We start from the raw sequence: 26462 nt of genomic DNA on the forward strand, positions 1-26462 counted from the left end.
CCGACCCGGAGCCGGCGCGGCTGCGCAACACAAGCCAGCTCCGCCGCGCCGCCTCCTCACCGCCTCAGCCCCTCAAGGGGTCAAGATTGGACGCCGATCGGGGGGCAATATTGCGCGCCGTTTGACACCCAAGGATGCGGCGTTGCTGCTAGGGATTGATGAGTTGGCCCGGCAAGAACGCAAGCCGCTGATTTGGCCGTCCAAGAAAACGTGAGCTCGAGCGTCACGGTCTAAATTTCCCACTGACTGGGTCGGCGGCGCCATTCGGGTGGCCCAAATGCCGCCAACCTAAAGAGGGCGCCCTATGCTGTGCCGGTCAATGACAATCACGCGATAGATGGAAAGCAGGGCAGCGCACCACTGATCCCGCTGGGTTGGTGTCAGCCTTCCATAAGCGAAAACGTCTGGCGCCTCAGGGTGCTGAACCCGGGCCAACTCATCAGCGGTAAGCAAAATCTCGAATGGTGCTTGCAACTCGGCAGGGAAGTCGGCCGGCCGAAGCGGCCGCAGCCGCGGCATTGCCGTTTTCATCCGGCGATTAAAGTCCCACCGGGCGCGAACCATTATCTCCACGCAGTCAGCGAAGCGAAGGCACAACGAAGAGTCCTCAGCCCATCTCGGTCGCTGCGGCGTCATCCCGCTCTTGCCTTCCTCAACCGCACTCCCGGCCCTTCGCCGTTTTCGGCGACGAAGATGACGCCAACGTCCTCAAGAGCGCTCTGGATCGCCTCCACTGTGCGGCGCATTGGCTCATCGCCGGCTCCTAAGCGCGTAATAATATTGGTCGCTACCAGGGCCCGCTCCGAGAGTTCGCGGACGCTTGTGCCAAGGCCCCCGAGGTCATTCTCGCTGCACTCAATCGTAGTTGACGCGAGGTTTGTCGAAGTCGCCCCGCCTGAGCTTTAGGAGCGAGAGGTAATGTTCCTGATAGCGGCTCAGTTCGCGGACTGTTTTTGAAAGTCGCTCCAGGATTTCGTCGACATTGTCGGTCGACTTCAGATCAGGCATCGGGATCGGCACCATGGGCAGGAACGAAGACTCCAGCCGCGTGACGATCTCAGCATTCATTGAGCGGTTGTTTTTTCGCGCTTCCTCGGCGATGCGCTCGCGCATTCCGTCCGGCAGGCGAACTATGAAGCGGTCTTGGCTCTGGCTCGGGTATGTTTTCTCGCTCATTCCCGCAAAATAACGGAATGATGCCAATTTGGAATAATGCCTAGTTGACATCATTCTTAAAGCGATCTCTTATGATGCTAAGTTGGCATCATGGAGTTCGCAATGAGCGGACAGCGCGATTGGCCGAAGCTGATGCTTCGGCTCCCCCCTGATTTCAAAGCCTTCATCGAGCATGAGGCCGCCCGTAACGGCTCCTCGCAGAACTCGGAAATCGTTCGCAGCATTCGCGAGCGCATAGACCGCCAGCGCACGCTCGAAGGCATCGTTATGCCGGTCGGCTGACCCTTCAATCACATCCACGGATAGACCTATGAACCACGCATCTGCGGGGGACACTTCCCCTTTGTTTGCGATCGATGACCTTCGGGCGTTCGGCAAAAATTTCACCGAGGATGCTACCGAGCTTTCTGGCTTGGCATTCGAGATCACCCCAGACGCGATAGGCCTGGCGACGCAACCCGCTGTGCCGGTTGGCGATGATGGCAGTCTCATTCAACGTCTCAGCGACATGCTCGAACTGCTCTGGGAAATGGAAGCGAACGTCTTCGCTATCGCACGCCGGATAGGGCTGCCCGAGATTTACAGCCTCGATCAGGGCTGACCACCCTCTCGGCCTTTCCATCTCTAGCTTCGAAGGAGCACGCGCATGGGCATCCATGATCGCGAACAGGAGAAGTGCGTCCCCAGCCGGCGCCAGGCGCTCTGCCTCGGCGCGGCGCTTGTCGCCGTGCCGACGAGCGTCGTCACACGCGCCATTTCACCCCAGGAGCGCATTGCGCGGGCAGTGAAGGAGATTGAGGCTTCCCTCGCCGAGATCTACCGGGGTGCGTATCAGCGGCTCATTTTGGAGCTTCCGCCCGTCGACGCCTTTGCGTCGCCCCTCTTGCCGGACGGCACGTTCACGTCCGGAAAAATGGCGATGGTGTCGATCTCCGCCGATTCTTTCCATGAGCGCTACGCCGCCGGCCTCGTCTGTCGGGAAGATCGCGGGCCCATCGGGAGGACGCGCGCATGAGCACTCATCCACGCGAATTCGTCATGGTGGAGCGCCGGGCGCTACGTGAGCGCGCCGAGCGCACGATCGAGGCGCTCATTGTCCTGCTCGATGAACTCGACACCGATCCCGACCTGGAGGACGGCGGCGACGATGAGCCAGATGCCGACGGCGAACCCTCGCTCGGCTGGGTAGGCAGCAGCCCGGCTCAATACGCCGGAGGCTCTGGCTTCTGGGATTGCGATTGCGAGTGGGACCAGGCGGAAGATGGCATCGCCGATTGGGAGGGGCTGATCGAGCAAATCGGCGGCTCGTGGAACGGCTGCGAGGTGCGGTGATGGATCGTCGCACATTTCTCATTGGCGCGGGGCCGGCACTGGTCGCCGCGCCGGCATTCGCCAAAGCCGCCTGCATGCCCGAAGAACGCGCTCAGCTGCTCCCGCAATCGCCTCCATCGCTCGGCGCGGCTCCCTTCGACGTCGAACACCTGCGGGGCCTCCGCTCGGCGTGGGAGTACTTCTGCTGGAACGCCGATCGGCTCACCGAGGGTGCGCGAGGATGGCAAATTCTCGGTGCAGGCCGGCTGGAGGAGGGCCCGTTTATCCAGCTGGTGCGGGTCGACCTCGATCCTGCCCATTCAAGCCCGGGCTTTCCGGTGGAGCGTCATTTGCGCATCGATCTGTGAAGCCACGGACGTTGAGGGATAGCCATCAATGGGCAGGACGCAAACATGATGTAATTCGCGTCTTGATACATGTCATGATGTCATGTATCGTGACCGCAGATTGTCATACCGAGGACCCCTGCAATGTCCCTCCTTCAGCCAAAGATCGACGGTCCGCTCTCCATGCGGTTCTTCACCTCCGACGAGATTTCCCTCCTGACCGGCATTTCCCCGGAAAAGCAGCGCACCTTGCGCACGCGCGACCTCATCCCCTTTGAGGGTGAGGTGCAGCCGATCAAGCGCGAGCGCTCGCGCCTCGTGAACTGGAACGTGGTGATGAAGTGGGCCCTGCTGGCCGAGGTTTCGAAGTTCGGCATCGACATCAAGTCCGCCGCTAACTTCGCGAATGCCGAGTGCTTCGACAATCTGGCGTATGCCGACTTCACCCGCGAAGGTGAGGTGCCGCTCTACGCCTTTTGCCGCCCGAAGGCTGGCGATCCGGAGAGCTATAAGAACGTGACGACCGGCTCCGGCGCGATCGCGTTCGACGATACGCGCTTTTGGGGGCGTTTCTTCTTCGGCATCGACTATTCGGAGCTGCAGCGCACCCTCATCAAGCGCCTCGAAGCGCTCTGAGGCGAACGCTCATGACTAGCCTCCTCTCCAGCCTTTTCGACCGCGCCAAGAGCGCGCTCCGCCCGTCGCTGCGCTCCTATGAGGGCGCGTCGGCGGGCCGTCGTGCGTCGGGTTGGGGCAAGATGGCCAGCCAGCACGGTGCAGCGCAGGCGGCGCGTGCCCCGCTCGCCCAGCGGGCGCGCTATCTCGTGGCGAATAACCCGCATGCGGCGGCCGCCAAGGCGGCATGGGTGGCGGCGCTGGTCGGTACTGGCATCGTGCCGGCGGTGACGGACAAGCTGGCCGCACGCTGGACGGCGTGGACCGATGAGGCCGATGCCGACAGTGTGAGTGATTTCTACGGCCTGACCGCACTCATGGTCGGCGGCATGATGGTCGATGGCGAAGCTCTGGCGCTGATGATCGCCACCCCGGCGGGCCTGCGCGTTCGCGTCCTGCACCCCGACCAGCTCGACGCCTCGCTGACCCGCCCTCTGCCGGCCGGCGGGCGCATCGTCAACGGTGTCGAGTTCGACGAGTTCGGCACCCGCGTCGCCTACTGGATCGTGAAGGAGCGCCCGGAGATCGGCCTCGGCCTCAATCTCCAGCCGGTGCGTGTACCGGCCAAAGATGTGGTCCACCTGTTCCGCCCCGACTTCCCCGGCCAGGTGCGCGGCATCTCGTGGTTCGCCCCGGCGATCCTGCGCCTTGCCGAGCATGATGAGTGGCACGGCGCCCAGCTCACCCGCCAGAAGGTCGGCGCACTGCTCGCCGGTGTCATCACCACCAATGACGGCGCAGTGCCGTTCGGCGGCGAGCAGAATGGCGAGGCGATCATCGGCTCGCTGGAGCCCGGCGCCATGGTGGTGCTGCCGCCCGGCAAGGATGTAAGCTTCTCCAATCCTCCGGCGATTGCGCAGGAGGCGAACGACTTTGCCCGCATCACCCTGCATGAGATCGCTGCGGCGCTCGGCCTGCCCTATGAGGTGCTGACCGGCGACCTCTCTGCCGTCAACTATTCCTCGATCCGCGCTGGCCTCGTCGAGTGGCGCCGCCGTATCGAGATGCTCCAGCACAATGTCATCGTGTTCCAGGCGCTGCGCCCGATCTGGCGCCGCTGGGTGATGATCGAGAGCCTTGCCGGGCGCATCGAGGGCCGGTTTGAGGATCTGCTCACCGTGCGCTGGATCACCCCCAAGCAGCAATGGGTGGACCCGGGCAAGGACGTGCAGGCGGAGATCGACGCCATCAATGCCGGGCTGATGAGCCGGCGCGAGGCGGTTGCCGCCCGCGGCATGGATGTCGGCGCGCTCGATGCCGAGATCGCCGCCGACAAGGCCCGCGAGACCCGGCTCGGCCTTGCCTTCACCGCGCCGGCCAAGGCCGGCCCCACCCCGGCCCCTGTCGTGGAGACCGCGGCATGAACGCGCCCACTGAGGTCCTCACCCGTCGCGCGCCGCTTCCCGCCTCAAGCTGGAACGCGGACACCCTGACCTTCGAAGCCGTGCTCTCGGCCGGCGCGCCCGTCGAGCGCTGGGATGTGCGCGGCCCCTACGACGAGATTCTCCTCCTGTCGCAGCCGAGTTGGCCCGCTCGCGTGCCCCTGCTCGACAGCCATGGAAGGGAGAGCGTGGACCGCCAGCTCGGGAGCGTCGACACGCTGCGCGTCGTCGGCGGGGACCTCCTGGGCCGTGCCACGCTCTCCCGACACAATCCCCGCTCCCAGCGTATCGCCGCCGAGCTGACGGACGGTGCCACCTTCGGCATCTCCATCGGCTACGCCGTTGCCAGCTGGTCCGAGCGTACCAATGCGAAGACCGGCCGCCGCGAGAAGGTGGCCGAGCGCTTCACCCTGATCGAGGCGAGCCTCGTCGTTGTCCCCGCCGACCCGCATGCAGGCATCAGGAGCCATGACATGACGGTCAGCCCCCAGCTGGAGACTACTCCGGCTCTCACCCCGCCCGCCGCGGCGCCCTCCAACCCCACGGCGTCCGCGGAACGGGCCGTCGTCAATGCGGAGATCCGCTCCATCGGCTCCATCGCTGGTCTCGACCAGGCGTGGATCGACGGACAGATCGATGCCGGCGTGACGGCGGATGCCGCCCGTTCCGCCGCCTTCACCGCGATGCAGACCCGCAGCGCCCCGCTGCAGACCATCCGCACCGCATCCCCTCACATCGTGCAGGACCATACCGACCCGGTCGCCATTCGTTCCGCCATGGGCGACGCCGTCGCCCATCGTCTCGCGCCCGGCCGCTGCAAGCTGGAGGGACGCGCCCGCGACTATGCCGGCTATCGCATGCTGGACATGATCGGCGACCTCGCCATTGCCCGCGGCGAGCGCATCAATCTGCGCGACCAGAATGCGCTGATGGAGCGCGCCGTCGGCGCCCACTCTACCAGCGACTTCCCGCTGCTGCTGGCGGATGCGGCCAATAAGAGCCTGCTCGCCAACTATGCCGCGGCCGAGCCGACCTATCGCCTCTGGGCGGGGCTGCGCGGCTTCACCGACTTCCGCGATCATTCCTTCCTGCGCATCGGCGACTTCCCGCAGTTTCAGGAGACGGCCGAAAATGGCGAGTTGAAGTACGGCACGATCTCCGAGAACCGGGAGAAGGTGCGGGCCAAGGAGCTGAATGCCGGCATTGCCGTCGGCCGGCGGGCGCTTGTGAATGACGACCTGTCGGCGCTCGCCGACTTCTCGTCGATGATCGCCATCCGTGCCGCAGCGGACGAGAACGCCCGCGTCTACGGCCTGCTCGCCACCAATGGCGTGCTCTCCGACGGCAAGGCGCTGTTCCACGCCGACCACGCCAACAAGGCGGCGGCCGGCGCGGCGATCACCGTCGCTTCGGTCGCGCTCGCCGTCGCGGCCCTGCGCAAGCAGAAGAGCCTCGACGGCATCCCGCTCAACCTCGCGCCGCGCTTCCTCGTGGTGGGGCCGGAGAAGGAACTGGAGGCACGTCAGGTTCTCGCCGCCATCACCGCTGCCAAGGCGGACGACGTGAACCCGTGGGCGGGCACCATGGAGCTGGTGGTCGATGCCAACATCACCGGCACCGCCTGGTACGTCATGGCGGACCCGGCGGCGGCGCCCTCCATCGTCTATGGCTATGTCTCCGGCGCCGAAGGGCCGCAGATCCGCACCGAGATCGACTTCGACACCCGCGCCGTCAAGGTCGCGGCCGGGCTCGACTTCGGCTGCGGCGTCATCGACTTCCGCGGCCTCTACCAGAATGCGGGGGCGTGATGGCGGAGATCGACACCCTCGCCAAACGGCTGGAGGACCTGCGTAAGCTGCGCGCCGAGGGCGTGCGCCGTCTGCAGTATTCCGACGGCCGAGAGGTGGAGTACCGCACCGATTCGGAGATCGCCGCCGCGATCGCCGATATCGAGCGCCAGATCGCCGGGGCAAACGCCCCGGCGAAGGTCGTCTACTTCTCCACCAGCAAGGGGCTGTGACGATGGCGAAAGCAATGCTCTCTCTTCAGGTGCAGCCCTACCGCATGCTGAAGAAGGCCGATGCCGCGGCGTATTGCGGCGTCGCGGCCGGACGCTTTGAGGTGCTCTGCTCCGTGCCAGCCGTTGCCTATCCCGATGGCTCGCGCCTTTGGGATGTACGCGACCTAGATGCGTGGGTCGACAGCCTCAAAACCGGTGCCGCCGACAGCGATGACGCCATTCTGGAGAGGCTCGGCTAGAGATGACCGTGGTGCGCGTCAAAGGCTTTAAGATCTTCAAGGACCGGCATGGGAAGATGCGGTGTTATCACCGCTCTTCCCGTACGCCGGTTGATCTTGCTAAGGCCCCGATCGGCACTGCCGCGTTCTTCGCGGAATGCTCCCGCATCACCGCCCTTCAGGAGCGCGCCTGCACGACCCGGCCCGGTACGCTCGGCGCCCTCATCAAGGAATACCGTGGAAGCAAGGATTTCCTTGAGCGCCTAACACGCACGACTCGCGCCGGCTATCAGCGGGTGTTCGACTATCTCAAGCCGATCGAGGACACGCCCCTGACGCGCTTCACCTCGCCCTTCGTGGTGAAGCTGCGCGACAAGGCCGAGGCCAAGCACAAGCGCTGGTTTGCGAACTATCTCAAGACGGTCCTGTCTCTACTGTTCGCCTGGGGCAAGGAGCGCGGCCACATGAAGGACAACCCAGCGGAAGGCATCCGCAGTATCCGCCGCCCCAAGGGTCTGCCGAAGCAGAATCGCCGCTGGACCGACGATGAGCGCCACGCGGTGCTCGATGCCGCCCCCGCGCACATGCTGCCGGCCCTCGCCCTGATGATGTTCACCGGGCTGGGGCCGAAGGATGCGCTCACCCTGCCCCGCACGGCCTATGCCGAGGGTCGGATCAATACCAGCCGGTCCAAGACCGAGGAAGGCGTCATCTGGCCCGTCATCGACCCGTTGCGCGACATTCTGGCGGCGGCGCCGGCGCACTCGGCCATCACCCTCTGCGCCAACTCGCGCGGCCGGCCGTGGACTGTCTCCGGCTTCAACTCCTCATGGATGAAGCTGCAGCACACGCTGGAAAAGGCCGGCGCCATCGGCGAAGGCCTGACGCTCTACGGCCTGCGGCACACGGTGGCGGCCATCCTGCGCGAGAGCGGCGCCGACCTGCGCACCATCGCCGATGCGCTCGGTCAGAAGACCGAGGCCATGGCGCAGATGTACTCGCAGGGCTCCGACCTGTCGAAAAAGATGGATGAGGTGGCCGGCCGCTTCGGCCACGAAGTGAACAGCCGCAGAACAAAGGCTGTCAAACCGGGTCAGAAAAAATGACAAACTGGCTGAAAATCACTTCCCCTTGCGCCGAAAAAGCTAGCGATATCAAGGGGATAGATGGTGCCCAGGGACGGAGTCGAACCGCCGACACTGCGATTTTCAGTCGCATGCTCTACCAACTGAGCTACCTGGGCGTAGCCGACGACGGCCAAAGCCGTGCGGAGCGGGCGGGTTATAGAGTCTCGTCCGCGCCCTGTCCATATGTCGGAGCAGTGAAAATCGGAGTTTCCCCACCCGGCGTGATGCCGTGGCACAAGAGGCCCGAGGCGCGCGTCGGTCCGCCTGCCGCCGCGCCATGCGCGTAGCGACGGCGGGCCGCCAAGTCGGCAAAGGCCATACGGCCGGCTCAACGCCCGCGCGGGGTCACCGGCGCGAGCGAGGGCTCCTCGCCGTCCTCGTCGTCATCCTCGGTGGCGGGAATGGCATAGGCACCGCTCAGCCAGCGGTGCAGGTCGACATCGGCGCAGCGGCTGGAGCAGAACGGCGTGTACTTCTCCACCGGCGGCTTGCCGCAGATCGGGCAGGGCCTGGCCGCCGGGCGGCCCGCATCGTGCTTATCGGCGCCCATGCAGCCCTCCCCTCGTCACTCCGGATTGCCCCAGCGCTGGTGGACCGGGAAACGCTCGCCCGCCAGCAGCGCCACGGTTTCCGCCAGCGGCAGTCCGACGACATTGGTGTAGGAGCCCACGAGTTTCAGCACGAAGGTGCCGGCAAGGCCCTGTATGGCGTAGCCGCCGGCCTTGCCTTGCCATTCGCGCGAGGCGAGATAGGCGTCCAGTTCCTCGCGCGACAGGCGCTTGAAGCGCACACGGGTCTCGACGAGGCGCGAGCGCACGCCGCCCTTGGGGGTCATCAGCGCGATGCCGGTGTAGACGCGGTGCGCACGGCCGGAGAGCAGGCGCAGGCAGTCGGCCGCCTCTTCGGCGATGTCAGGCTTGGGCAGGATGCGCCGACCGACCGCCACCACCGTGTCGGCGGCGAGCAGATAGGCACCTTCATAGTCGCTGCCGGCCTTGCGGCGCACATCGGCGGCGGCGAGCTTCTGCTGGGCGAGGCGCAAAGCGAGGCGGCGCGGCAGCTCGCCGCGCTCGGGCGTCTCGTCGATATCGGCCGGCAGCAGGGCGTCGGGTTCAATACCGGCCTGGGCCAGCAGCGCCAGCCGGCGCGGCGAGCCCGAGGCCAGCACCAATTGGGGGCGGGCGCTCAAACGGATACTCCTCTCCCGCGGGCCGGATCTCGGCCGGCGGTCATTCGGGCGGCGAAACTAGTGCAACTTCCTTAAAAACTGAACGACTTTGTGGCCGGCGCCGCCGGTTGCTCACCGGCGGAAGCGGGCGCGGATGCGCGTTTCCAGCTCGTCACGCACCGAACGGTAGGCGTCCATGCGCTGCTCGCGATTGCCGGAGACCAGGGTGGGGTCCGGCGTTGGCCAGTATTCGACGTCGATCGCGTTGGTGCGGGTCAGTTCCAGCGCCCGGTGATGTGCGTCCGGCGACAGGGTGATCACCAGGTCGAAGGCGAGGCCCTCATTCTCCTCGAGGTCCTCCAGCGTCTGCGGGCGATGCCGGGACAGGTCGAGGCCGATCTCATCGATGGCGGCGAGCACGAAAGGATCGCTCTCGCCCTTCGCCACGCCGGCCGAGCCGACATAGATCGAACTGCCGAACAGGTGCTTGGCCAGCACCGCCGCCATGGGCGAGCGCACGCTGTTCTGCCCGCACATGAACAGGACCGATTGCGGCCGCTCGCGCCGAGCCGCGGCTACCGGCCCGGCGATGGAGGAGGCGGGGGCGGACGCGCCGGCCACGCTCAACCCTTCCAGTGCAGGGCGCAGACCAGCGTGAAAAGCCGCCGAGCCGTGCCGAAATCGAGCGCGATCTTGTCCTTCAGCCGCTCGCGCAGCAGTTCCGAACCCTCATTGTGCAAACCGCGCCGACCCATGTCGATGGCCTCGATCTGCGAAGGGCTGGCGGTGCGGATGGCCGAATAATAGCTCTCGCACACCATGAAATAGTCCTTCACCACCCGCCGCAGAGGGCTGAGCGAGAGATGGTGCTGCACCACCGGGGCGCCGTTCTCGCGGGTGATCTCCAGGAGCAGGCGGCCATCGGCCAGGCCGATATTGAGGCAATAGGGCCCGGCTCCGCTGTCGCCGAGCGGATTGAAGCTGTTTTCCTCGATGAGATCGTAGATGGCGACCGCCCGCTCATGCTCGACGTCGCGGTTGGCGCGACCGATCGAGGCATTGTCGAGCGTCACCGACGCCAGCCGGCGGGTCTTGGCGTGAGGGTCCTCGCCGTCCGCCATGGCCGGCCCGTCAGAGGTTGAGCCGGATCGCCACCGAGCGGGCGTGGGCACCGAGCCCTTCCGCCTCGCCAAGCGCGATCGCCGCCGGGCCGAGCGCACGCAACTGCTCCGGCCCGCATTTGAGGATCGAGGTGCGCTTCATGAAGTCGAGCACGCCCAGCCCCGAGGAGAAGCGCGCCGAGCGCGCCGTCGGCAGCACATGGTTGGAGCCGCCGACATAGTCGCCGATCGCCTCGGGCGTATGCGCGCCGATGAAGATCGCCCCGGCATGGTGGATGCGCTCGACCAGCGCCTCGGCGTCCCTGGCCATGATCTCCAGATGCTCGGGCGCGATCCGGTCGGAGAGCGCGGGCGCCTCGTCAAGGCTGGCGAGCTTGATCACCGCGCCGAACTCCGCCCAGCTCGCGCTGGCGATGTCGCGGCGCGGCAGCAGGCTGAGCTGGCGCTCGACCGCCGCGATCACGGCGTCGGCCAGCGCTGCGTCGTCGGTCATCAGGATGGACTGGGCGGCGGTGTCGTGCTCGGCCTGCGCCAGCAGGTCGGCGGCGATCCAGTCCGGGTTCTGCTCACCATCGGCGATGACGAGCACTTCGGAGGGGCCCGCCACCATGTCGATCCCGACCGTACCGAAGACATGGCGCTTGGCCGCCGCCACATAGGCATTGCCCGGCCCGACGATCTTCGCCACCGGGGCGATGGTCCTCGTGCCATAGGCGAGCGCGGCCACCGCCTGAGCGCCGCCGACGCGGTAGACCTCGTCGACGCCGGCCAGCCGCGCCGCCGCCAGCACCAGCGGGTTGAGCACGCCGCCGGGCGCCGGCACCACCATGGCGAGGCGCTTCACGCCCGCGACCTTGGCCGGCACCGCATTCATCAGCACGGAAGAGGGATAGGCCGCCGTGCCGCCGGGCACATAGAGCCCCACCGCGTCGACCGCCGTCCAGCGATGGCCGAGCTCGACGCCGGCGGCGTCCACATAACGCCCGCTCTCCGGCAACTGGCGCTGGTGATGCGATTTGATGCGCTGATGGGCGAAGGTGAGCGCCTCCACCGTCGCGGGATCGGCGGCCTTCACCGCCGCATCGATCTCCGCCTCGGTCACACGGATGCCGAGCGTCGTGAGGTCCACGCGGTCGTACTTGCGGGACAGATCGACCAGCGCCGCGTCGCCGCGCGCACGCACATCTTCGATGATCGCCGCAACGGCCTGCGCCACATCCTGCGACACCTCGCGCTTGGTGCCGAGGAAGGCGGCGAAGCGCTCGGCGAAATCGGGCGAGGCGGTATCGAGGCGAAGCGGCATGGCGGATCCTGCGGGCGCGTTTGACCCTGTCCTATCGCAACCGCGCCGCCGGAAGACAAGCGCGATCCGTCAGGGCGTCCTGCCGCCGTGCATCACTCGACGTCGTGACAGGGCGTACCCTTGGCGTCCCAGGCGGGGCCGAGGTCTTCGAGGCCCGCTTCCATGCACTCGACGTCGAGCTGAACCTCGCCACCGCCGGAGAACAGGAAAGTCACCGTGCCGGAAGGCGTGTCGTGCTCCTCGAACTTCAGCGCCAGCAGGTTGAGCACGCCCTGTTTCTTCTTCAGGTCGATGCCGCGCACCCGCGCCGCCAGCACGCGCTCGAAGCGCAGCCCGGCGCGGCGGCGCAGGCAGGGGCCGACGGCGGCCAGTGCGGCGCCGACCGGCGCGTCGGCATCCGCCATCGCCTCGGCCTGGATCGCCTTCTCCCAGTCGAAGCGATTGGCGACGAGCGCGAAGCGCCGCTCCTTCGGCAGGAAGGTCATGTCGCCGACCGAAAGAATGGCGTCCTGCAGATGCACCGACAGCACCGCCAGATCTTCCGCGTCGAGCGCGATCAGCTTGAGACCGGCCATCTTTTCTCTCCGCAAACGTTGTCGCCGCCGAGATGGAGTTGCCCCACGCCCACGGCAAGGGGCGAAATGCAGGCTTACGTAGTCGCCGGTAGTCGCCGAGACCCCGCGCGGTCAGCCGGCAATGCGCTCGATCTCGGCGCCGCAGGCGGAGAGCTTCTCCTCCAGCCGCTCGAAGCCGCGGTCGAGATGATAGACCCGGTGGATCATGCTCTCGCCCTCGGCGGCCAGCGCACCGATGACCAGCGACACCGAGGCGCGCAGATCCGTCGCCATGACAGGGGCGCCGGTGAGCTTCTCCACGCCCTCGATGGTCGCCACCTGACCGTCGAGCTGGATGCGCGCGCCGAGCCGGACCAGCTCCTGCACATGCATGAAGCGGTTCTCGAAAATGGTCTCGGTGATCTTCGAGGTGCCGCGCGCCCGCGTGGTCAGCGCCATAAGCTGGGCCTGCAGGTCGGTCGGGAAGCCCGGATAGGGTTCGGTCGTCACCTCCACGGGGAAGATGCCGGCACCGTTGCGCTTAACGCGCAATCCCTCATTCGACACGGTGACTTCGGCGCCGGAAGCGCGCAGCGTATCGAGCGCGGTCTCGAGCAGGTCGGCGCGGGCGCCCGACAGCAGCACATCACCGCCGGTCATCGCCACCGCCATGGCATAGGTGCCGGTCTCGATGCGGTCCGGCAGCACGGAGTGGCGCGCGCCCTTGAGGCGCGGCACACCGACGATGCGAATGGTCGAGGTGCCCTGCCCCTCGATGCGCCCGCCCATGGCATTGATGCAGTCGGCGACGTCGGCGATCTCCGGCTCGCGCGCGGCTCCTTCGATGATGGTCTCGCCATCGGCCAGGCTCGCAGCCATGATCGCGGTGTGGGTCGCGCCGACCGACACCTTCGGGAACACGATGCGCGCCCCCTTCAGGCCCTTGCGGGCACGGGCAAGCACATAGCCGCCGTCGATCTCGATCTCGGCACCGAGCGCGCGCAGCGCGTCGAGGTGGAAGTCGACCGGGCGCGTACCGATGGCGCAGCCGCCCGGCAGCGACACCTTGGCCTCGCCCATCCGCGCGAGCAGAGGCCCGATGACCCAGAAGCTCGCGCGCATCTTGGAAACGAGATCGTAGGGCGCGGTGGTGTCGACAATCACCCGCGCGTCGATTTCCATGGTCTGGCCGGCATAGGCATCGTCGCCGCGCCGCTTGCCGTTCACCGTGATGTCGATGCCGTGATTGCCGAGAATGCGCTGGAGCAGCGCCACGTCGGCAAGGCGCGGAACGTTTTCAAGGATCAGCTTCTCATCGGTGAGAAGCCCGGCGATCATCAGCGGCAGTGCGGCGTTCTTGGCGCCGGAAATCGGGATCAACCCGTTGAGCGGATTGCCGCCGAGGATGCGGATGCGGTCCATGAAGTTCCAGTCTCCTTAAAGCCCGAGGCCGGTCCGCGCACCCACCCGCCGCCGATGCGACACGGGCGGGCGGCATGCCCCTCGCGTAGCCCATACCCTTTCGCGCAGCCATGGAGGCGCGATGGGGCCGATTCGTGGCACCAGGGCCGTTAATCCCCGACAACGGTCTAGCGCGTGTCGCAAGGTGAGACAACGCGCCTCGCATGCCCGGCCCCGTTCCGGCGCCTCAGCGCGCCGGCTCCTTGCCGTCCCGGGCGCCGCGCGAGGCTTCGCTGTCGGCCGTGGGGGCCTCGCCGTCGCCCTCCACCGATGGCGCCGCGACGCGCGCGCGCGCCTGCGTCTTCCGGCGCTTGAGGTTCTCGCGCAGCGCGGCAGCGAGGCGTTCCGCGCGGGCGGCGTCATCCGGCGGGCTCATCTCGATCTCTCCTGGCACTTGCTTGCGTCTTCCCTCGTTCCGGATGAACGGGAGCCCTCCCAGCCATAGCCTCGGGCAGGCACGGCGAAAAGCGACACTGCGATGAGTTCGGGGGATTTGCACGCCGGATGCTTGCGCCCGCCCGCTCACTGTGGCAAACGTCCCCGCGCTTCGGCGGGTCACCCGCCAAACGCGCCAGGCGCTGCGGTAGCTCAGTGGTAGAGCACTCCCTTGGTAAGGGAGAGGTCGAGAGTTCAATCCTCTCTCGCAGCACCATTCCCGATCAAGCTGCACATGATGTCCGTTCTATCCAAGGTTCGCACCATTGGAGCGAACAGCCGTGCGCCGCGACAGCCGACACCGCGCACGCGGATTGTCTGATCCTTCCAGCCCTCAACGCGACGCAACGCTCAGCGGATGAACTCGATGGTATCGAGCGCGATCAGCTGGCTGCCGTCGTAATTATTGTCGTGCAGGCGGCACAGCATGAAGCGGTCGGCGACCTCGATCGGTCCGTAGACGGTGATCAGGTCGCCGCTGCGCAGCTTGATGGTCAGCGCGTGCTTGCGGTCATCCTTGGCCACTTCCTTCAGAAGGTCGCAGATGCTGCGGTCCGTCGTGCAGATGTTCATGGCGTCTCTCCCGTAACGTCCGCGCCGCTTCGGTCATACCGGCACGCGCCGGCCCCACGATCTATTTTGGACGTAAACCTGCCACGAAGTATCCGGTTCCCTACCGATCCGGGCAAGGATTATATCGCCAAGCCCTTCAGCCGCCATGACTTTCCGCTACGGAAGGCCATCACCCCGCAATACGCCGCGCGCGACGCTTGCGCAGCACCGCGATGGTGGCCAGCGCGATGAGGATGACCCCCATGGAGAACACCGTCGTCACGGTGCCCAGCGCATAGAGCACCGGCGTGGTGACATTGGTGGTCATGCCGTAGATTTCCAGCGGCAGCGTGTTGAAGGTGCCCGAGGTCATCAGCGTGCGAGCGAACTCGTCATAGGAGAGCGTGAAGCCGAACAGGCCGACGCCGACCAGGCTCGGCAGGATGATCGGCAGCACGACATGGGCGAAGGTCTGCCACGGGCTCGCGCCGAGATCGCGCGCGGCCTCCTCATAGGCCGGGTTGAAGCGGTTGAAGACCGCGAACATGATCAAGAGGCCGAAGGGCAGCGTCCAGGTCAGGTGTGCGCCGAAGGCGGAGGAGTACCAGGCCGGCTCCAGCCCGAACACGTTGAAGGCGAGGCCGATGCCGAGCGAGATCAGGATCGAGGGCACGATCAGGCTGGCGATGGTGAGGTAGAACAGCGGCCCCGCGCCGAGGAAGCGCCGGCGGAAGGCGAGCCCGGCCAGCAGCGAGACGACCACCGTCGTCAGCATGGTCATGATGCCGAGCACGAGCGAGCGCGTGAAGGCGCCGCCGAAATCACCGACCGCCTGCTGCTCGAACAGCAGGTTCTCGAACCAGCGCAGCGACGCCCCGTTCATCGGGAAGGTAAGGCCGCCATTCGGGCCCTGGAACGACAGGATGAAGATCGTCGTCAGCGGTCCGTACAGGAACAGCACGAACAGCACGAAGAAGGCGGTGAGAACATAGAAGCCGGGGCCACGGCGCTCGGAGTTCATCGCTCACAACTCCTTGCGGATATTGACGATGCGCAGGATGGCGCCGACCAGAAGCAGCACGATGACCAAGAGGATCACCGCATTCGCCGCCGCAGCGGGGTATTGCAGCAGCGCGATCTGGTTCGCCATCATCAGGCCGACCGAGGCCGACTGCCCGCCGGACATGAAGCGCACGGTGATAAAATCGCCCATCACCAGCGTCACCACGAAGATCGAGCCGATGGCGATGCCGGGCTTCGCGAGCGGGATGATGACGTTGAGAAGGATCTGCCAGCCATTGGCGCCGGCATCGCGCGCGGCCTCGATCAGCGCCCGGTCGATGCGCATCAGCGTGTTGAAGATCGGCGTCACCATGAACAGTGTGTAGAGGTGCACCATGGCCAGCACCACCGCGAAGTCCGAGAACAGCAGGAACTCCAGCGGCTGGTCGATCAGCCCCATATTCATCAGCGTCTGGTTCAAGAGCCCGTTGCGGCCGAGGAACGGGATCCACGAGATCATGCGGATGATGTTCGAGGTCAGGAACGGAATGGTGCAGACCAGGAACAGCACCATCTGCATCGTCGCCGAGCGGATGTGGAAGGTGAGGTAGTAAGCCACCCAGAAGCCGACCAGCAGCGTCACCGCCCAGACGATGACGGTGAATTTCAGCGTGTTGAGATAGGTGTTCCACGTCACCGGCGAGGTGATCGTCTCCTCATAATTGGTGAAGACGAAGGCCGGGAAGATCTGGATCGAATCATAGTCCCAGAAGCTCACCATCACGATGGTGGCGATCGGCAGCACCAGAAACGCCGCCAGAATCAGCGTCAGCGGCGTCGCCTGAAGATAGGGCGCGATGCGGGAGAGCGTCATACTGGGCACCATGAACGGAGCGGCCATGCAAAGCCCTCTCCCCGCCGGGGAGAGGGCTTTTATTGCCTCACGCGGCGATGAACTCGTTCCAGCGGCGGACCATGTAGCGGTCCTCGTCCATCACCGAGTTCCAGCAGGCGACCGCGCCCATGCGGTCCTTGAAGGAACCGCCGTCGCGCACCGCGCCGGCCGTGTACATCACCTTGCCCTCGGGCGAGAGGATGTCGGCCTTGGCCGGCTGGCCGAGCATCCAGAACGCCCATTCGTCCGGGGTCATGTTCTTCTCAGCGGTGGAGAGCACGGCCGAGTAATAGCCTTGGCGGTTGAGATAGGCGCCGACCCAGCCGGACAGGTACCAGTTGATATACTCATAGGCCGCGTCGAGCTGCGCGCCCTTGAGGTGCTTGGCGATGCCGAGGCCGCCGCCCCAGGCGCGATAGCCTTCCTCAAGCGGCTGGTAGACGCAGGGAATGCCCTTCGAGCGCACCGCCGCCACCGCCGGCGACCACATGGACTGGATCACCACCTCGCCGGAGGCCATGAGGTTCACGCTCTCGTCGAAGGTCTTCCAGAAGGCGCGGAACTGGCCGGCCTTCTTGGTCTTGATGAGGAAATCGATCGTGGTGTCGATCTCCGCCTTGGTCATGTTGCCCTTGTCGCCGTACTTGATGATGCCGGCGCTCTCGCAGATCATCGCCGCGTCCATGATGCCGATGGACGGGATGTTCAGGATCGAGGTCTTGCCCTTGAAGGCGGGATCGAGAATGTCCTTCCAGTTCTTGATCGGACGGCCGACCAGATCGGGGCGGATGCCCAGCGTGTCGGCGTTGTAGATGGTCGGGATCAGCGTCATCCAGTCGGTCGGTGCCTTGGCGAAGACCTTGGATTCCGGGCCTTCCACGAAGCCGACGGTGTTCGGCGCGGTACCCTGGGCGATCTTCGATTCCGGGGTGAGCTTGCCGGTGGTGAAGATCGGTACGATCTGGTCGTAATACTTGATCTTCTTGACGTCCATCGGCTGCAGCGTGCCGGCCGGAAAGACCTTCTTGCAGATCCAGTACTCGATGTCGGCGATGTCGAAGGAGTTGGCCTGCGTCACCACGCGCTGCGTCACCGCGTCGGAATCCAGCGCGGTCATCTGCAGGGTGATGCCGAGGTCCGCCTTGCACTTCTCGGCGATGGCGTTGAGGTTCGACACGCCGGTACCGAACTGGCGCAGCGTGATCGGGTTCTGCGCCCAGACGGTGGGAAAGCCGGTGACGGCGCCGCCGCCGACCGCAAGCCCGCCGAGCGCGGCCGCGCCCTTCAGCACCCCGCGGCGCGACAGCCCCGCCTTCACTTCGGCGGCGGCGGCCTTGCCGCCCGCGCGATCCGTGGTCTTCTTGCTCATGGAAGTCTCCCGATCGTTTTGCCGCCAGTCGATGCCGGCGGTCATGTCCCTAGTGTCAGGCGGAAGGCGAAGGCTGCAGGATGTGGACGTCCTGCGACGTCCAGGCGAGCGGCACGGCGTCGCCGATGCTGAGCGGCGCCTCGAAGAAGGCGGTCTCCGGCACCTGCACGGAGAACTCCTCGACACCCGGCGCGGCGAGGGCGATCTGCACTTTCTGGCCGTGATACTCGATGTTCTGCACGAGGCCGGTGAGCCCGCAGCCGGGCACCACGCTGTCGGCCAGCCGCACACGGTCGGTGCGCACGGCGATCTCGACCGGCGCGCCAGGCTCCAGCCCCGCCGCGCCCGGCGCGTGGAAGGAGGCGCCGCCCGGCACCTCGAAGGTCGCGGTATCGCCGCTCACCTGCGAGACCCGGCCGGCAATGACGTTGTGGTCGCCCATGAAGCGGGCGACGAAGGCGGTCGCCGGGCGGTTGAACACCTCGCGCGGCGTCGCCGCCTGCTCGATGCGCCCGCCATTCATCACCACCACGAGGTCGGAGAGCGCCATCGCCTCTTCCTGGCTGTGGGTGACGTGGATGAAGGAGATGCCAAGCTGCAGCTGGAGCTTCTTCAGCTCCTGCCGCACCTTGATCTTGAGGAAGGGGTCCAGCGCGGAGAGCGGCTCGTCGAGCAACAGCGCCTGCGGATCGGTGATCAGCGCCCGCGCCAGCGCCACGCGCTGCTGCTGGCCGCCGGACAATTGCGCCGGACGCCGCTCGGCGAGATGGTCGAGCTGCACCAGCTTGAGCATCTCCATCGCCTTGGCCCGCCGGGTGAGCTTGTCGACGCCCTTCATCTTCAGCGAGAAGGCGACATTGTCGACGCAGTCGAGATGGGGAAACAGCGCGTAGCTCTGGAACATCATCGCCGTGCCGCGCTTGGCCGGCGGCAGGTCGGTGACGACGGTCGCGCCGAGGCGCACATCGCCTTTGCTGATGCTCTCATGCCCGGCGATCATGCGCAGCGTCGTGGTCTTGCCGCAGCCGGAGGGACCCAGCAGGCAGCAATAGGTGCCGGCCGGAATTTTCAACGACACGGCATCGACGGCCAGCGCCGCGCCGTAGCGTTTCGTGACCTGAATCAGCTCGATGTCGGCGCCCTTGCTCATCTTGCCGCCACGTCTCCCCGCTCGCCGGACCGGCAATGTCTCACGCAAGCGCTATGCCAACCCTTGCGCGTCGGCCCATCCGCGACACCACGGGTTCGGTTGCGCTGCCGGAGGAGTGTGCGACCGAACCGGACGCACATCAATTGGGCATGGCATGCATCCGGCGATTAAATTGTATCCAGTAATGAGAGTTATCGTATCCAATCTGGCTGTCCCACCTTCCGCGCCGCTGTGCCGACGCCATCGTGCCGTAAAGCCCGGCGCTTTAGCCCTTTGTTGAATGCCCAGCCGGTTGAGCCGCCGGCGCAAATGCCTCACCTTGGGACAAGGCACGTTCAAGATGCCGCGGCCGGCACTGGCGCCGGTCACGCGACCATTCACTCCTCGGGAGGACGCCCTTCATGCTCCGCACGATCTTCGCCGCGGCGACCGCCGCGCTTCTGTCCCTCGCGCCCGCCGCGGCGCAGGAATTTCCCACCCGGCCGATCACGCTGGTCATCCCCTTCGCCGCCGGCGGCTCCACCGATCTCGTCGGCCGCCTGATCGCCGAGAGCATGACCGCCAGCCTCGGCCAGCCGGTCGTGGTCGAGAACAAGGGCGGCGCGGGCGGCAATCTCGGCGCCGCGCAGGTGGCCAAGGCCACGCCAGACGGCTACACCATCCTCATGGGCACGGTCGCGACCCACGCGCTGAACCCGGTGCTCTACAAGAAGATGCCCTATGACCCGGTGACCAGCTTCGCGCCGGTCTCGCTGCTGGTCATCGTGCCGAACGTGCTGGTGGTGAACCCGGAATTCCCGGCCAAGACCACCGAAGAACTCATCGCCCTGCTCAAGGCGAACCCCGGCAAGTACAGCTACGCCTCTTCCGGCAACGGCACGCCGCTGCATCTGTCGGGCGAGCTGTTCAAGAGCCTCGCCGGCGTCGACATGCAGCACATCCCCTATCAGGGTGCCGGCCCGGCGCTGATCGACGTGATCTCCGGCCAGGTGCCGATCATGTTCGATAACCTGCCCTCCTCCTCCGGCCACATCAAGAGCGGCAAGCTGCGGGCGCTGGGCGTGACGACGGCCAAGCGCGCGCCGTCCTTCCCCGACCTGCCGGCCATCGCCGAAGTGGTGCCGGGCTACGAGACCTACACCTGGAACGCGATCTTCGCCCCCGCCGGCACGCCGCCGGAAGTGGTCGCCAAGCTCAACGCCGCCGCCAACAAGGCGCTGACCGACCCCAAGGTGCAGGCGCGCCTCGCCGACTTCAGCGCCACGCCCGTCGGCTCAACGCCGGCCGAGCTGGGCGAGCATGTGAAGAAGGAAATCGCCAAATGGGCGCCGATCGTGAAGGCATCCGGCGCGCAGCTCGACTGAGAGCTCTCACCCCGACATGAACGTCCTGCCCGGCCTCGTGCCGGGCAGGCGCACGGACCTCAGAACACCGTGCCGTCGGCATCGATGGCGATGGGCGGCGGGCCGGCGGGCGGGCGCTTCTCCGCCGCGATGCGCCGGCCGGCGGTCCAGGTGCCGCCTTGCAGCATCTTGGCGAGCGGAAACTGCCATGGATCCAGCCCGAGCCGCTCGCGCACCGGATCGGCCAGCCGGTCCATTAGCGCCACGGTGAGCGCGCGCCACTCCACCACAAACTCCGACGACACCGGATGCTTCTGCGCCGGATCGATGGCCGCGCGCGGCACGATCAGGCCGAGATCGACCAGGAGCCCGCCATTGCGGTATTCCGGCAGGGCGGTGAGCGCATCGAGATCGGTGATGGCGAGCCCCGCCGCCTCGAACGGCTCCAGCAGCGAATAGGTCAGCCACTGCGACAGCTTGTGGAACGGCACCAGTCCGTTCGAGGCATCCGGCACGGTGATCGCGGCATGCCGGCCGACATCGCCGAGCGCCAGCCCGTCGATCGTGAGGCCAGCCGGCCAGATGGTGGAAAGCCCGTCGAGCAGCGCCTCAAGAATGCGCGCCGCCGGCAGCCGGCCGACCTTCGCCACGCCGATCAGCGCGTCATAGAGCCCGCCGGGCCGGAACTGCCCGTCGCCGAACAGGTTCGGCCGGGCGGCCAGCGCCTGTCCGAGCCGGTTGAGCAACGCCACGCGCCCTTCCAGCCCGACCAGCGGATTGTCCTCGCTCACCTGGAAGAACCGTCCGAGGGTTGCCGCATCGAGCCGGATCAGCGCCGACGCGTCGGCCTTCAGTGGCTGGTCGGGGTCGGAGGAAAAGCCGCCGGCCTCGAACATGCGCAGGCTCGCCACCGCCAGCCCTTCCGAACGGCCGATGGTGAGGCCGGTCGCCTCCTCACGATAGTGCCAGGCATCCCCCGCCCCGGCGTCGAGCAGCACGCTGACCACGGCGAGGTCGATCATGATGCGCGCGCGCTCGGCGGCATCGACGCCTTCCAGCCCGGCCGCCAGCGCGGCCCAGCGCTCCACCCCGCCGGCGTCGAAATGGCGCCAGCGGCTGTGATAGGGAATGTCGAGCGTGGGATAGGCCTGCCGCGTCACCTCCGCCACATAGTCCGCCACAGCGGGCAGCGCCGCCTCATTGACGGTGAAGTGCGGCGAGTGCCCGGCGAGCACATGGTCCAGCACCTGATGGGAGCGGGCACGGACGGCGGCGGGCGAGCGCAGCGCCAGGAGTTCGGGCGGGGTCATCAAGATACTCTCTATCAGTGTCACCTCATCCCGAGGTGCGAGCGGAGCGGGCCTCGAAGGATGTTTCTGGGCGGCTCTGCAATAACCATCCTTCGAGGCCCGGCTACCGCCGGGCGCCTCAGGATGACGTGGCGTGAGGAGAATACCGGGAGCGCTACTCCTCCAGCGCCCGCCCCTGCGTGGCGTCGTACTGGCTCTCGAAGCCGACGCCGTAATAGCCGGCCGACACCTTGGCCTCCATCTCGACCCGCGCGTCCTGCGGGATGAGATCGGCCGGGATCGGCACGCGCTCGATCACCTCGATGCCGGCGCGGTCCAGCGCGTTGAACTTCATGTCGCTCATCGAGGCGAAGCGGTCGATGCGGCGGATGCCGAGCCAATGGAACACGTCGGGCATCAGCTCCTGGAAACGCATGTCCTGCACGCCGGCGACGCATTCGGTACGCTTGAAATAGGTCTCCGGCAGGTCGCCGCCCTCCTGCCGCTTGCGGGCGTTGTAGACGAGGAACTTCGTCACCTCGCCAAGCGCGCGGCCTTCCTTGCGGTTGTAGACCACGAGGCCGACGCCGCCCTTCTGCGCCATCTCCACGCACATCTCGATGCCGTGGGCGAGATAGGGCCGGCAAGTGCAGATGTCGGAGGAGAACACGTCCGAGCCGTTGCACTCGTCATGCACCCGGCAGGCGAGCGGGGTGACGCCGTCGCCGATCTTCGAGGGCTCGCCGAACATGTAGAGCGTCATGCCGCCGATGGGCGGCAGGAACACCTTGAGGTCGCCGCGCGTCACCAGCTCGGGAAACATGCCGCCGGTATGCTCGAACAGGGCGCGGCGCAGCGCACCTTCGGAGACGCCGAACCGTTCGGCGATGCCCGGCAGATACCACACCGGCTCGATCGCCGCCTTGGTGACGCGCACATCACCCTTGGGGCCGATGATGTCGCCGTCGATCTTCAGCCGCCCGGCGCGGATGGCGTCGCGGATTTCCGGCATGTCGATGTGGGCGCGGGTGATAGCGATGCTGGGGCGCACGTCGAGCCCGGCGGCGAGCGCTTCGGGGAAGGCTTCGCCGATCATGTGGCCATAGGGGTCGAGCGAGACGATCTTGCCGGCATCGCCCCATTGCGGGTGCGGGCCGATCGTGTCGGACGGGGCGGTGTTGGTGAGATCGGCCCGGAAGTCGGCCGGCAGCGCGCCGGCGGCGATGGCCAGCGCGCGATAGACCGCATAGCCGCCGGCATGCGAGCCGATGGCGTTGCGGCGCTTGGGATCGGTGAGGGTCGCCACGACCGGGCCGCGCTCGGCCGGGCTCGGCGCGCCCCAGTTCAGCACCGGCGCGGCGCCGGTGACGCCGGTCGGCGCCCCGTGGGAGGTGAGGACGATGTGGTTGCGGGGACGACCGCCTGCATTGGCATTGACGGACATAGACAGCTCGCTTCTCGTCGGGCCGGATCGCCGGCTCACAGGGAAGCAACGAATGTGAGCGCTATTTCGCGTCTTCCGCAAGAGGCTGCGTGCGGCCGGATGAAAAAATCGGACGGGCTGGTCCGAAATTTGTATCGAGCATCGCGCTTTCCGCTACGCTGTGGGAAGTTGTCACTGGGTCCGCAACAGGGTTTGAACGAGTCCGCCGATCATGAATGCTCCCCTTAGCCCTTCGCCCGTCGACCATCCGCCCGGCGCGCTGCCGCCGAACACCGTCGTCGTCAATCACCCGCTGATCCAGCACAAGCTCACTTTGATGCGCCGTTCGCGTACGCCGGCCAACGAGTTCCGGCTGCTGCTGCGCGAGATCAGCATGCTGCTCGCCTATGAGGTGACGCGCGACATGCCGACCGAGCTGATCGAGATCGAGACGCCGCTCACCACCATGCAGGCGCCCATCCTCGCGGGGAAGAAGCTCTGCCTGGTTTCCGTGCTGCGCGCGGGCGGCGGCATTCTCGAAGGCATGCTGGAAATCCTGCCGGCGGCGCGCGTCGGCCATGTCGGGCTGTACCGCGATCCGGTCTCGCTGCAGGCGGTGGAATATTATCTCAAGCTGCCGCGCGACATTTCCGAGCGCACCGCCATCGTGCTCGACCCGATGCTGGCGACCGGCAATTCGGCGGCGGCGGCGGTAGACCAGGTGAAGGCGGCGGGCTGCCAGTCGATCAAGTTCGTCTGTCTCATCGCCGCGCCGGAAGGGCTGAAAGTGTTCCACGAGGCGCATCCGGACGTCACCGTCTACACCGCCGCCGTGGACAGCCATCTCAACGACCATGGCTACATCGTGCCCGGCATCGGCGACGCCGGCGATCGCATCTTCGGCACCAAATAGGCGGTAGGCGGCCAGCGCTGAAACTTTCGGCGCCGCGAGCGGGCACCTGCCGACAATCCGGGCTTCCGGTCCGCCGGGAGCCCGTCTAGTTTGGCGTGTCCCTAGGGTTCCGGCGCCGCGTTCGGCGTGGCTGGTCCGAGAGGGACAGCCCGGCGGCGAGACATTCGCCGGGTGCACGGCGGGATAAAAGCCCGGGAGGCTCGCGCGACGCGTTTGCGACGTGGACCCTCCGGCATGCGCCCGGTTGGTCTCCCTGCAATGCGCGTCGCAGGTTTCGACACGTGAGGAGACAGACCTGATGCGTCCGACCCCGATCCGCTCTACCCGCTTTGCCGGTGTGGTACCTTCCCCCCAGCGCCTGCGCCGTCACCACCCGAATTTCAACGTGAAGGACATGCAGGGCTGGAAGGCCCTGGAGGCCGAGGAAGGTCTCTCCGAGAGCGGCTGGCGCAAGGAACAGCAATGGGCGCTCGACATGGGCCTGCCCGGCGCCGACTCGATCAACGACAAGTCGATCCCGACCTTCGCGCGCGGCGAGCTGCCGCATTTCGCCGGCATCAACACCTTCCTCAAGGCGCCCTATGTCGAGAATGTCCGCGACGTCGGCAAGTACGATGCCGCGGTGATGGGCATCCCGTTCGACAGCGGCACCACCTATCGCCCCGGCACCCGCTTCGGGCCGCAAGGCATCCGCCGCATCTCCGCGCTGTACACGCCCTATAATTACGAACTCGGCATCGACCTGCGCGAGCAGATGACGCTGTGCGACGCCGGCGACGTGTTCACCATTCCGGCCAATCTGGAAAAGAGCTTCGACCAGATCTCCAAGGGCGTCAGCCACGTCTTCTCCTCCGGCGCGCTCCCCGTCATGCTCGGCGGCGACCACTCGATCGGCTTTCCCTGCGTGCGCGGCATCGCCGAGTGCACCTCCAAGCGCATCGGCATCATTCATTTCGACCGCCATATCGACATCCAGGAAAAGGATCTCGACGAGCGCATGCACACCACGCCCTGGTACTGGGCGACCAACCTGCCGAACGTCTCGCCGAAGAACCTCGTTCAGCTCGGCATCGGCGGCTGGCAGGTGCCGCGCTACGGCGTGCAGGAGGCGCGCAAGCGCGGCACCAACGTTCTGACCATCGACGACATCGAGAAGATCGGGTTGGAGAAGACCGCCGAGATCGCGCTCGAACTCGCCTGGAAGGACGCCGACGCGGTCTACATCTCGTTCGACGTGGACAGCATCGATTGCGGCTTCGTGCCCGGCACCGGCTGGCCCGAGCCGGGCGGCTTCCTGCCGCGCGAGGCGCTGAAGATTCTCGGCCTCGTCGCCGCCGAGGGCCTGTGCGGACTGGAGGTGGTGGAGGTCTCCCCGCCCTACGACACCTCCGACATCACCGCCCTGTTCGGCACCCGCGTCGTGGTGGAAGCGCTCGGCTCCATGGTCGCGCATGGCAAGCTCGGCAGCCACAAGCACATGATCGACAAGCCGGTGAGCTTCTGAACCGATCCCACTATCGTCATCCCGGACGGCCCGCAGGGCCGATCCGGGATCGCTCTCAGAAAAGGCGCGCCTCTTCGGCGCACGATCCCGGATCTCCGCGCCCGTCCCGGGCGCTGCGTCCGGGATGACGGGATAAAGGAACGGCCATGCATCGCGGCCACGACCACCACCATCACGACCATGGCGCCGGCGGCCATTCCCATGCCAATGGCCATGATCACGCGCATGAGCACGAGCGGGCCGGCCATAATCACGGCCACGGCCCGCGTCGGTCGGCGCAATGGCAGACCCCGCATCTGCCCGAGCCGCCGGAGGAGAGCGAGCACCTGCATGTCGAGCCCGATCTCGACCTGGTGGAGAAGGCTTTCGTCGAGAGCTTCGGTACCGCCAGCGACCCGACCAGCTTCCTGCGCCTGGCCCGCGTACCGTTCGACGCGGTGACGCAGGACGGCGTGCGCGTCAGCCTGCTGCGCGTCGAGACCAGCGAGACCACCGATGTCGGCTCGGTCATGCCGCATCTTGGCGGCGCCAGCTTCCGCTACGATCCGCTGCCGGCAGCCATGTCGTCGCGGCGGCGGCAGCTGCGCTTCGTCTATTTCGACGGCCGCGCCACCCTGCCGCTGACGCTGGCTGAGGTGCGCACCCTCGCGGAGACGTGAGGCACCAGCCTTTCCGATAGGCGCGCCCGATCGCCGCGTCCGTGCTTTCGCGGGTTGATCGGAAC

General features: G+C 66.6%; 31 protein-coding genes, 2 tRNA genes and 1 riboswitch. Of the genes, 16 read left to right on the forward strand and 17 right to left on the reverse strand.

Annotated elements, in window-relative coordinates; genetic code table 11:
- Positions 1-855 precede the first annotated feature (855 nt).
- Positions 856-1176 carry an Arc family DNA-binding protein gene (locus ACO2RV_RS11590; RefSeq protein WP_423293019.1) on the reverse strand — a complete coding sequence of 107 codons (321 nt, stop codon included), beginning with the start codon at positions 1174-1176 and terminating at the stop codon, positions 856-858.
- Between the two features lie 102 nt (positions 1177-1278).
- Here ACO2RV_RS11590 and ACO2RV_RS11595 point away from each other — a divergent pair, with 102 nt between their 5' ends.
- The 11 genes from ACO2RV_RS11595 to ACO2RV_RS11645 all read left to right on the forward strand — a co-directional run bounded on the left by ACO2RV_RS11595 (position 1279) and on the right by ACO2RV_RS11645 (position 8235).
- Complete coding sequence (locus ACO2RV_RS11595) at positions 1279-1458, forward strand: Arc family DNA-binding protein (RefSeq protein ID WP_423293021.1); 180 nt, start codon at positions 1279-1281, stop codon at positions 1456-1458.
- Between the two features lie 28 nt (positions 1459-1486).
- Complete coding sequence (locus tag ACO2RV_RS11600) at positions 1487-1777, forward strand: hypothetical protein (RefSeq protein WP_423293024.1); 291 nt, start codon at positions 1487-1489, stop codon at positions 1775-1777.
- Between the two features lie 45 nt (positions 1778-1822).
- Positions 1823-2191 (forward strand): hypothetical protein, encoded by a 369-nt coding sequence (locus ACO2RV_RS11605; RefSeq protein ID WP_423293026.1) that lies wholly within the window; start codon positions 1823-1825, stop codon positions 2189-2191.
- Entirely contained in the window at positions 2188-2508 is a 321-nt protein-coding gene (locus ACO2RV_RS11610) for a hypothetical protein (protein ID WP_423293028.1), read from the forward strand. Before ACO2RV_RS11605 ends, ACO2RV_RS11610 begins: the two co-directional genes overlap by 4 nt.
- Complete coding sequence (locus ACO2RV_RS11615; RefSeq protein ID WP_423293030.1) at positions 2508-2855, forward strand: hypothetical protein; 348 nt, start codon at positions 2508-2510, stop codon at positions 2853-2855. Before ACO2RV_RS11610 ends, ACO2RV_RS11615 begins: the two co-directional genes overlap by 1 nt.
- Before the next feature lie 123 nt (positions 2856-2978).
- Positions 2979-3470 carry a hypothetical protein gene (locus ACO2RV_RS11620; RefSeq protein WP_423293032.1) on the forward strand — a complete coding sequence of 164 codons (492 nt, stop codon included), beginning with the start codon at positions 2979-2981 and terminating at the stop codon, positions 3468-3470.
- An 11-nt stretch (positions 3471-3481) separates the two neighbouring features.
- Positions 3482-4873, forward strand: a complete 1392-nt coding sequence (locus tag ACO2RV_RS11625; RefSeq protein ID WP_423293034.1) for a phage portal protein — start codon at positions 3482-3484, stop codon at positions 4871-4873.
- On the forward strand, positions 4870-6699 hold the full coding sequence (locus ACO2RV_RS11630; protein ID WP_423293036.1) for a prohead protease/major capsid protein fusion protein: 1830 nt from the start codon (positions 4870-4872) through the stop codon (positions 6697-6699). Before ACO2RV_RS11625 ends, ACO2RV_RS11630 begins: the two co-directional genes overlap by 4 nt.
- Positions 6699-6911, forward strand: a complete 213-nt coding sequence (locus ACO2RV_RS11635; protein ID WP_423293038.1) for a phage head-tail joining protein — start codon at positions 6699-6701, stop codon at positions 6909-6911. Before ACO2RV_RS11630 ends, ACO2RV_RS11635 begins: the two co-directional genes overlap by 1 nt.
- Before the next feature lie 2 nt (positions 6912-6913).
- The gene (locus ACO2RV_RS11640) at positions 6914-7150 is read left to right on the forward strand and encodes a hypothetical protein (protein WP_423293040.1); all 237 of its coding nucleotides are present in this window, start codon (positions 6914-6916) and stop codon (positions 7148-7150) included.
- Positions 7151-7206: 56 nt separating this feature from the next.
- Positions 7207-8235, forward strand: coding sequence for a tyrosine-type recombinase/integrase (locus ACO2RV_RS11645; protein WP_423293042.1), 1029 nt, complete (start codon positions 7207-7209; stop codon positions 8233-8235).
- Positions 8236-8296: 61 nt separating this feature from the next.
- Here ACO2RV_RS11645 and ACO2RV_RS11650 read toward each other — a convergent pair.
- From ACO2RV_RS11650 to ACO2RV_RS11690, 9 genes are all read right to left on the reverse strand, one after another.
- A tRNA-Phe gene (locus ACO2RV_RS11650) sits at positions 8297-8372 on the reverse strand.
- Positions 8373-8584: 212 nt separating this feature from the next.
- A complete protein-coding gene (gene yacG / locus ACO2RV_RS11655) occupies positions 8585-8806 on the reverse strand; it encodes a DNA gyrase inhibitor YacG (protein WP_423293044.1) in 222 nt (73 codons plus the stop codon).
- A 15-nt stretch (positions 8807-8821) separates the two neighbouring features.
- Positions 8822-9445, reverse strand: coding sequence for a Maf-like protein (locus tag ACO2RV_RS11660; protein WP_423293046.1), 624 nt, complete (start codon positions 9443-9445; stop codon positions 8822-8824).
- Between the two features lie 111 nt (positions 9446-9556).
- On the reverse strand, positions 9557-9961 hold the full coding sequence (locus tag ACO2RV_RS11665) for a low molecular weight phosphatase family protein (protein ID WP_423293422.1): 405 nt from the start codon (positions 9959-9961) through the stop codon (positions 9557-9559).
- An 86-nt stretch (positions 9962-10047) separates the two neighbouring features.
- Complete coding sequence (locus ACO2RV_RS11670) at positions 10048-10545, reverse strand: UPF0262 family protein (protein WP_423293048.1); 498 nt, start codon at positions 10543-10545, stop codon at positions 10048-10050.
- A gap of 10 nt (positions 10546-10555) precedes the next feature.
- Positions 10556-11848: a histidinol dehydrogenase gene (gene hisD / locus ACO2RV_RS11675; protein ID WP_423293050.1), complete on the reverse strand. Its 1293-nt coding sequence runs from the start codon at positions 11846-11848 to the stop codon at positions 10556-10558.
- A 92-nt stretch (positions 11849-11940) separates the two neighbouring features.
- The gene (locus ACO2RV_RS11680) at positions 11941-12423 is read right to left on the reverse strand and encodes a DUF2948 family protein (RefSeq protein WP_423293052.1); all 483 of its coding nucleotides are present in this window, start codon (positions 12421-12423) and stop codon (positions 11941-11943) included.
- A 111-nt stretch (positions 12424-12534) separates the two neighbouring features.
- Positions 12535-13824 (reverse strand): UDP-N-acetylglucosamine 1-carboxyvinyltransferase, encoded by a 1290-nt coding sequence (gene murA / locus ACO2RV_RS11685; protein WP_423293054.1) that lies wholly within the window; start codon positions 13822-13824, stop codon positions 12535-12537.
- A gap of 226 nt (positions 13825-14050) precedes the next feature.
- Positions 14051-14239: a hypothetical protein gene (locus ACO2RV_RS11690; RefSeq protein ID WP_423293056.1), complete on the reverse strand. Its 189-nt coding sequence runs from the start codon at positions 14237-14239 to the stop codon at positions 14051-14053.
- Between the two features lie 201 nt (positions 14240-14440).
- Between ACO2RV_RS11690 and ACO2RV_RS11695 the strand changes: the two genes are divergently transcribed.
- Positions 14441-14515 (forward strand) — tRNA-Thr (locus ACO2RV_RS11695).
- A gap of 134 nt (positions 14516-14649) precedes the next feature.
- Here ACO2RV_RS11695 and ACO2RV_RS11700 read toward each other — a convergent pair.
- The 5 genes from ACO2RV_RS11700 to ACO2RV_RS11720 form a co-directional block, all read right to left on the reverse strand.
- Positions 14650-14871 carry a hypothetical protein gene (locus tag ACO2RV_RS11700; protein ID WP_423293058.1) on the reverse strand — a complete coding sequence of 74 codons (222 nt, stop codon included), beginning with the start codon at positions 14869-14871 and terminating at the stop codon, positions 14650-14652.
- Between the two features lie 169 nt (positions 14872-15040).
- Positions 15041-15871, reverse strand: coding sequence for an ABC transporter permease (locus tag ACO2RV_RS11705; protein WP_423293060.1), 831 nt, complete (start codon positions 15869-15871; stop codon positions 15041-15043).
- A gap of 3 nt (positions 15872-15874) precedes the next feature.
- Positions 15875-16726, reverse strand: a complete 852-nt coding sequence (locus ACO2RV_RS11710) for an ABC transporter permease (protein ID WP_423293424.1) — start codon at positions 16724-16726, stop codon at positions 15875-15877.
- 67 nt (positions 16727-16793) lie between these two features.
- Positions 16794-18116 (reverse strand): ABC transporter substrate-binding protein, encoded by a 1323-nt coding sequence (locus ACO2RV_RS11715; protein ID WP_423293062.1) that lies wholly within the window; start codon positions 18114-18116, stop codon positions 16794-16796.
- A gap of 55 nt (positions 18117-18171) precedes the next feature.
- Entirely contained in the window at positions 18172-19266 is a 1095-nt protein-coding gene (locus ACO2RV_RS11720; protein ID WP_423293064.1) for an ABC transporter ATP-binding protein, read from the reverse strand.
- Between the two features lie 401 nt (positions 19267-19667).
- Here ACO2RV_RS11720 and ACO2RV_RS11725 point away from each other — a divergent pair, with 401 nt between their 5' ends.
- Entirely contained in the window at positions 19668-20630 is a 963-nt protein-coding gene (locus ACO2RV_RS11725; RefSeq protein WP_423293066.1) for a Bug family tripartite tricarboxylate transporter substrate binding protein, read from the forward strand.
- Positions 20631-20689: 59 nt separating this feature from the next.
- On the opposite strand, the gene ACO2RV_RS11730 is transcribed toward ACO2RV_RS11725, so the two are convergent.
- Together ACO2RV_RS11730 and ACO2RV_RS11735 are read right to left on the reverse strand one after the other, a co-directional pair.
- Positions 20690-21919 carry a URC4/urg3 family protein gene (locus ACO2RV_RS11730; RefSeq protein ID WP_423293068.1) on the reverse strand — a complete coding sequence of 410 codons (1230 nt, stop codon included), beginning with the start codon at positions 21917-21919 and terminating at the stop codon, positions 20690-20692.
- 154 nt (positions 21920-22073) lie between these two features.
- On the reverse strand, positions 22074-23342 hold the full coding sequence (locus ACO2RV_RS11735; protein WP_423293070.1) for a GTP cyclohydrolase II: 1269 nt from the start codon (positions 23340-23342) through the stop codon (positions 22074-22076).
- A gap of 211 nt (positions 23343-23553) precedes the next feature.
- Between ACO2RV_RS11735 and upp the strand changes: the two genes are divergently transcribed.
- The 3 genes from upp to ACO2RV_RS11750 all read left to right on the forward strand — a co-directional run bounded on the left by upp (position 23554) and on the right by ACO2RV_RS11750 (position 26397).
- A complete protein-coding gene (gene upp / locus ACO2RV_RS11740) occupies positions 23554-24234 on the forward strand; it encodes a uracil phosphoribosyltransferase (protein ID WP_423293072.1) in 681 nt (226 codons plus the stop codon).
- Positions 24235-24324: 90 nt separating this feature from the next.
- Positions 24325-24434: riboswitch (guanidine-I (ykkC/yxkD leader) on the forward strand.
- A gap of 98 nt (positions 24435-24532) precedes the next feature.
- On the forward strand, positions 24533-25738 hold the full coding sequence (locus tag ACO2RV_RS11745) for an agmatinase family protein (RefSeq protein WP_423293074.1): 1206 nt from the start codon (positions 24533-24535) through the stop codon (positions 25736-25738).
- A 146-nt stretch (positions 25739-25884) separates the two neighbouring features.
- Positions 25885-26397 carry a hypothetical protein gene (locus ACO2RV_RS11750; protein ID WP_423293076.1) on the forward strand — a complete coding sequence of 171 codons (513 nt, stop codon included), beginning with the start codon at positions 25885-25887 and terminating at the stop codon, positions 26395-26397.
- Positions 26398-26462: the final 65 nt, after the last annotated feature.

The organism is Ancylobacter sp. VNQ12, from assembly GCF_049445835.1.
Taxonomy (GTDB): Bacteria; Pseudomonadota; Alphaproteobacteria; order Rhizobiales; family Xanthobacteraceae; genus Ancylobacter.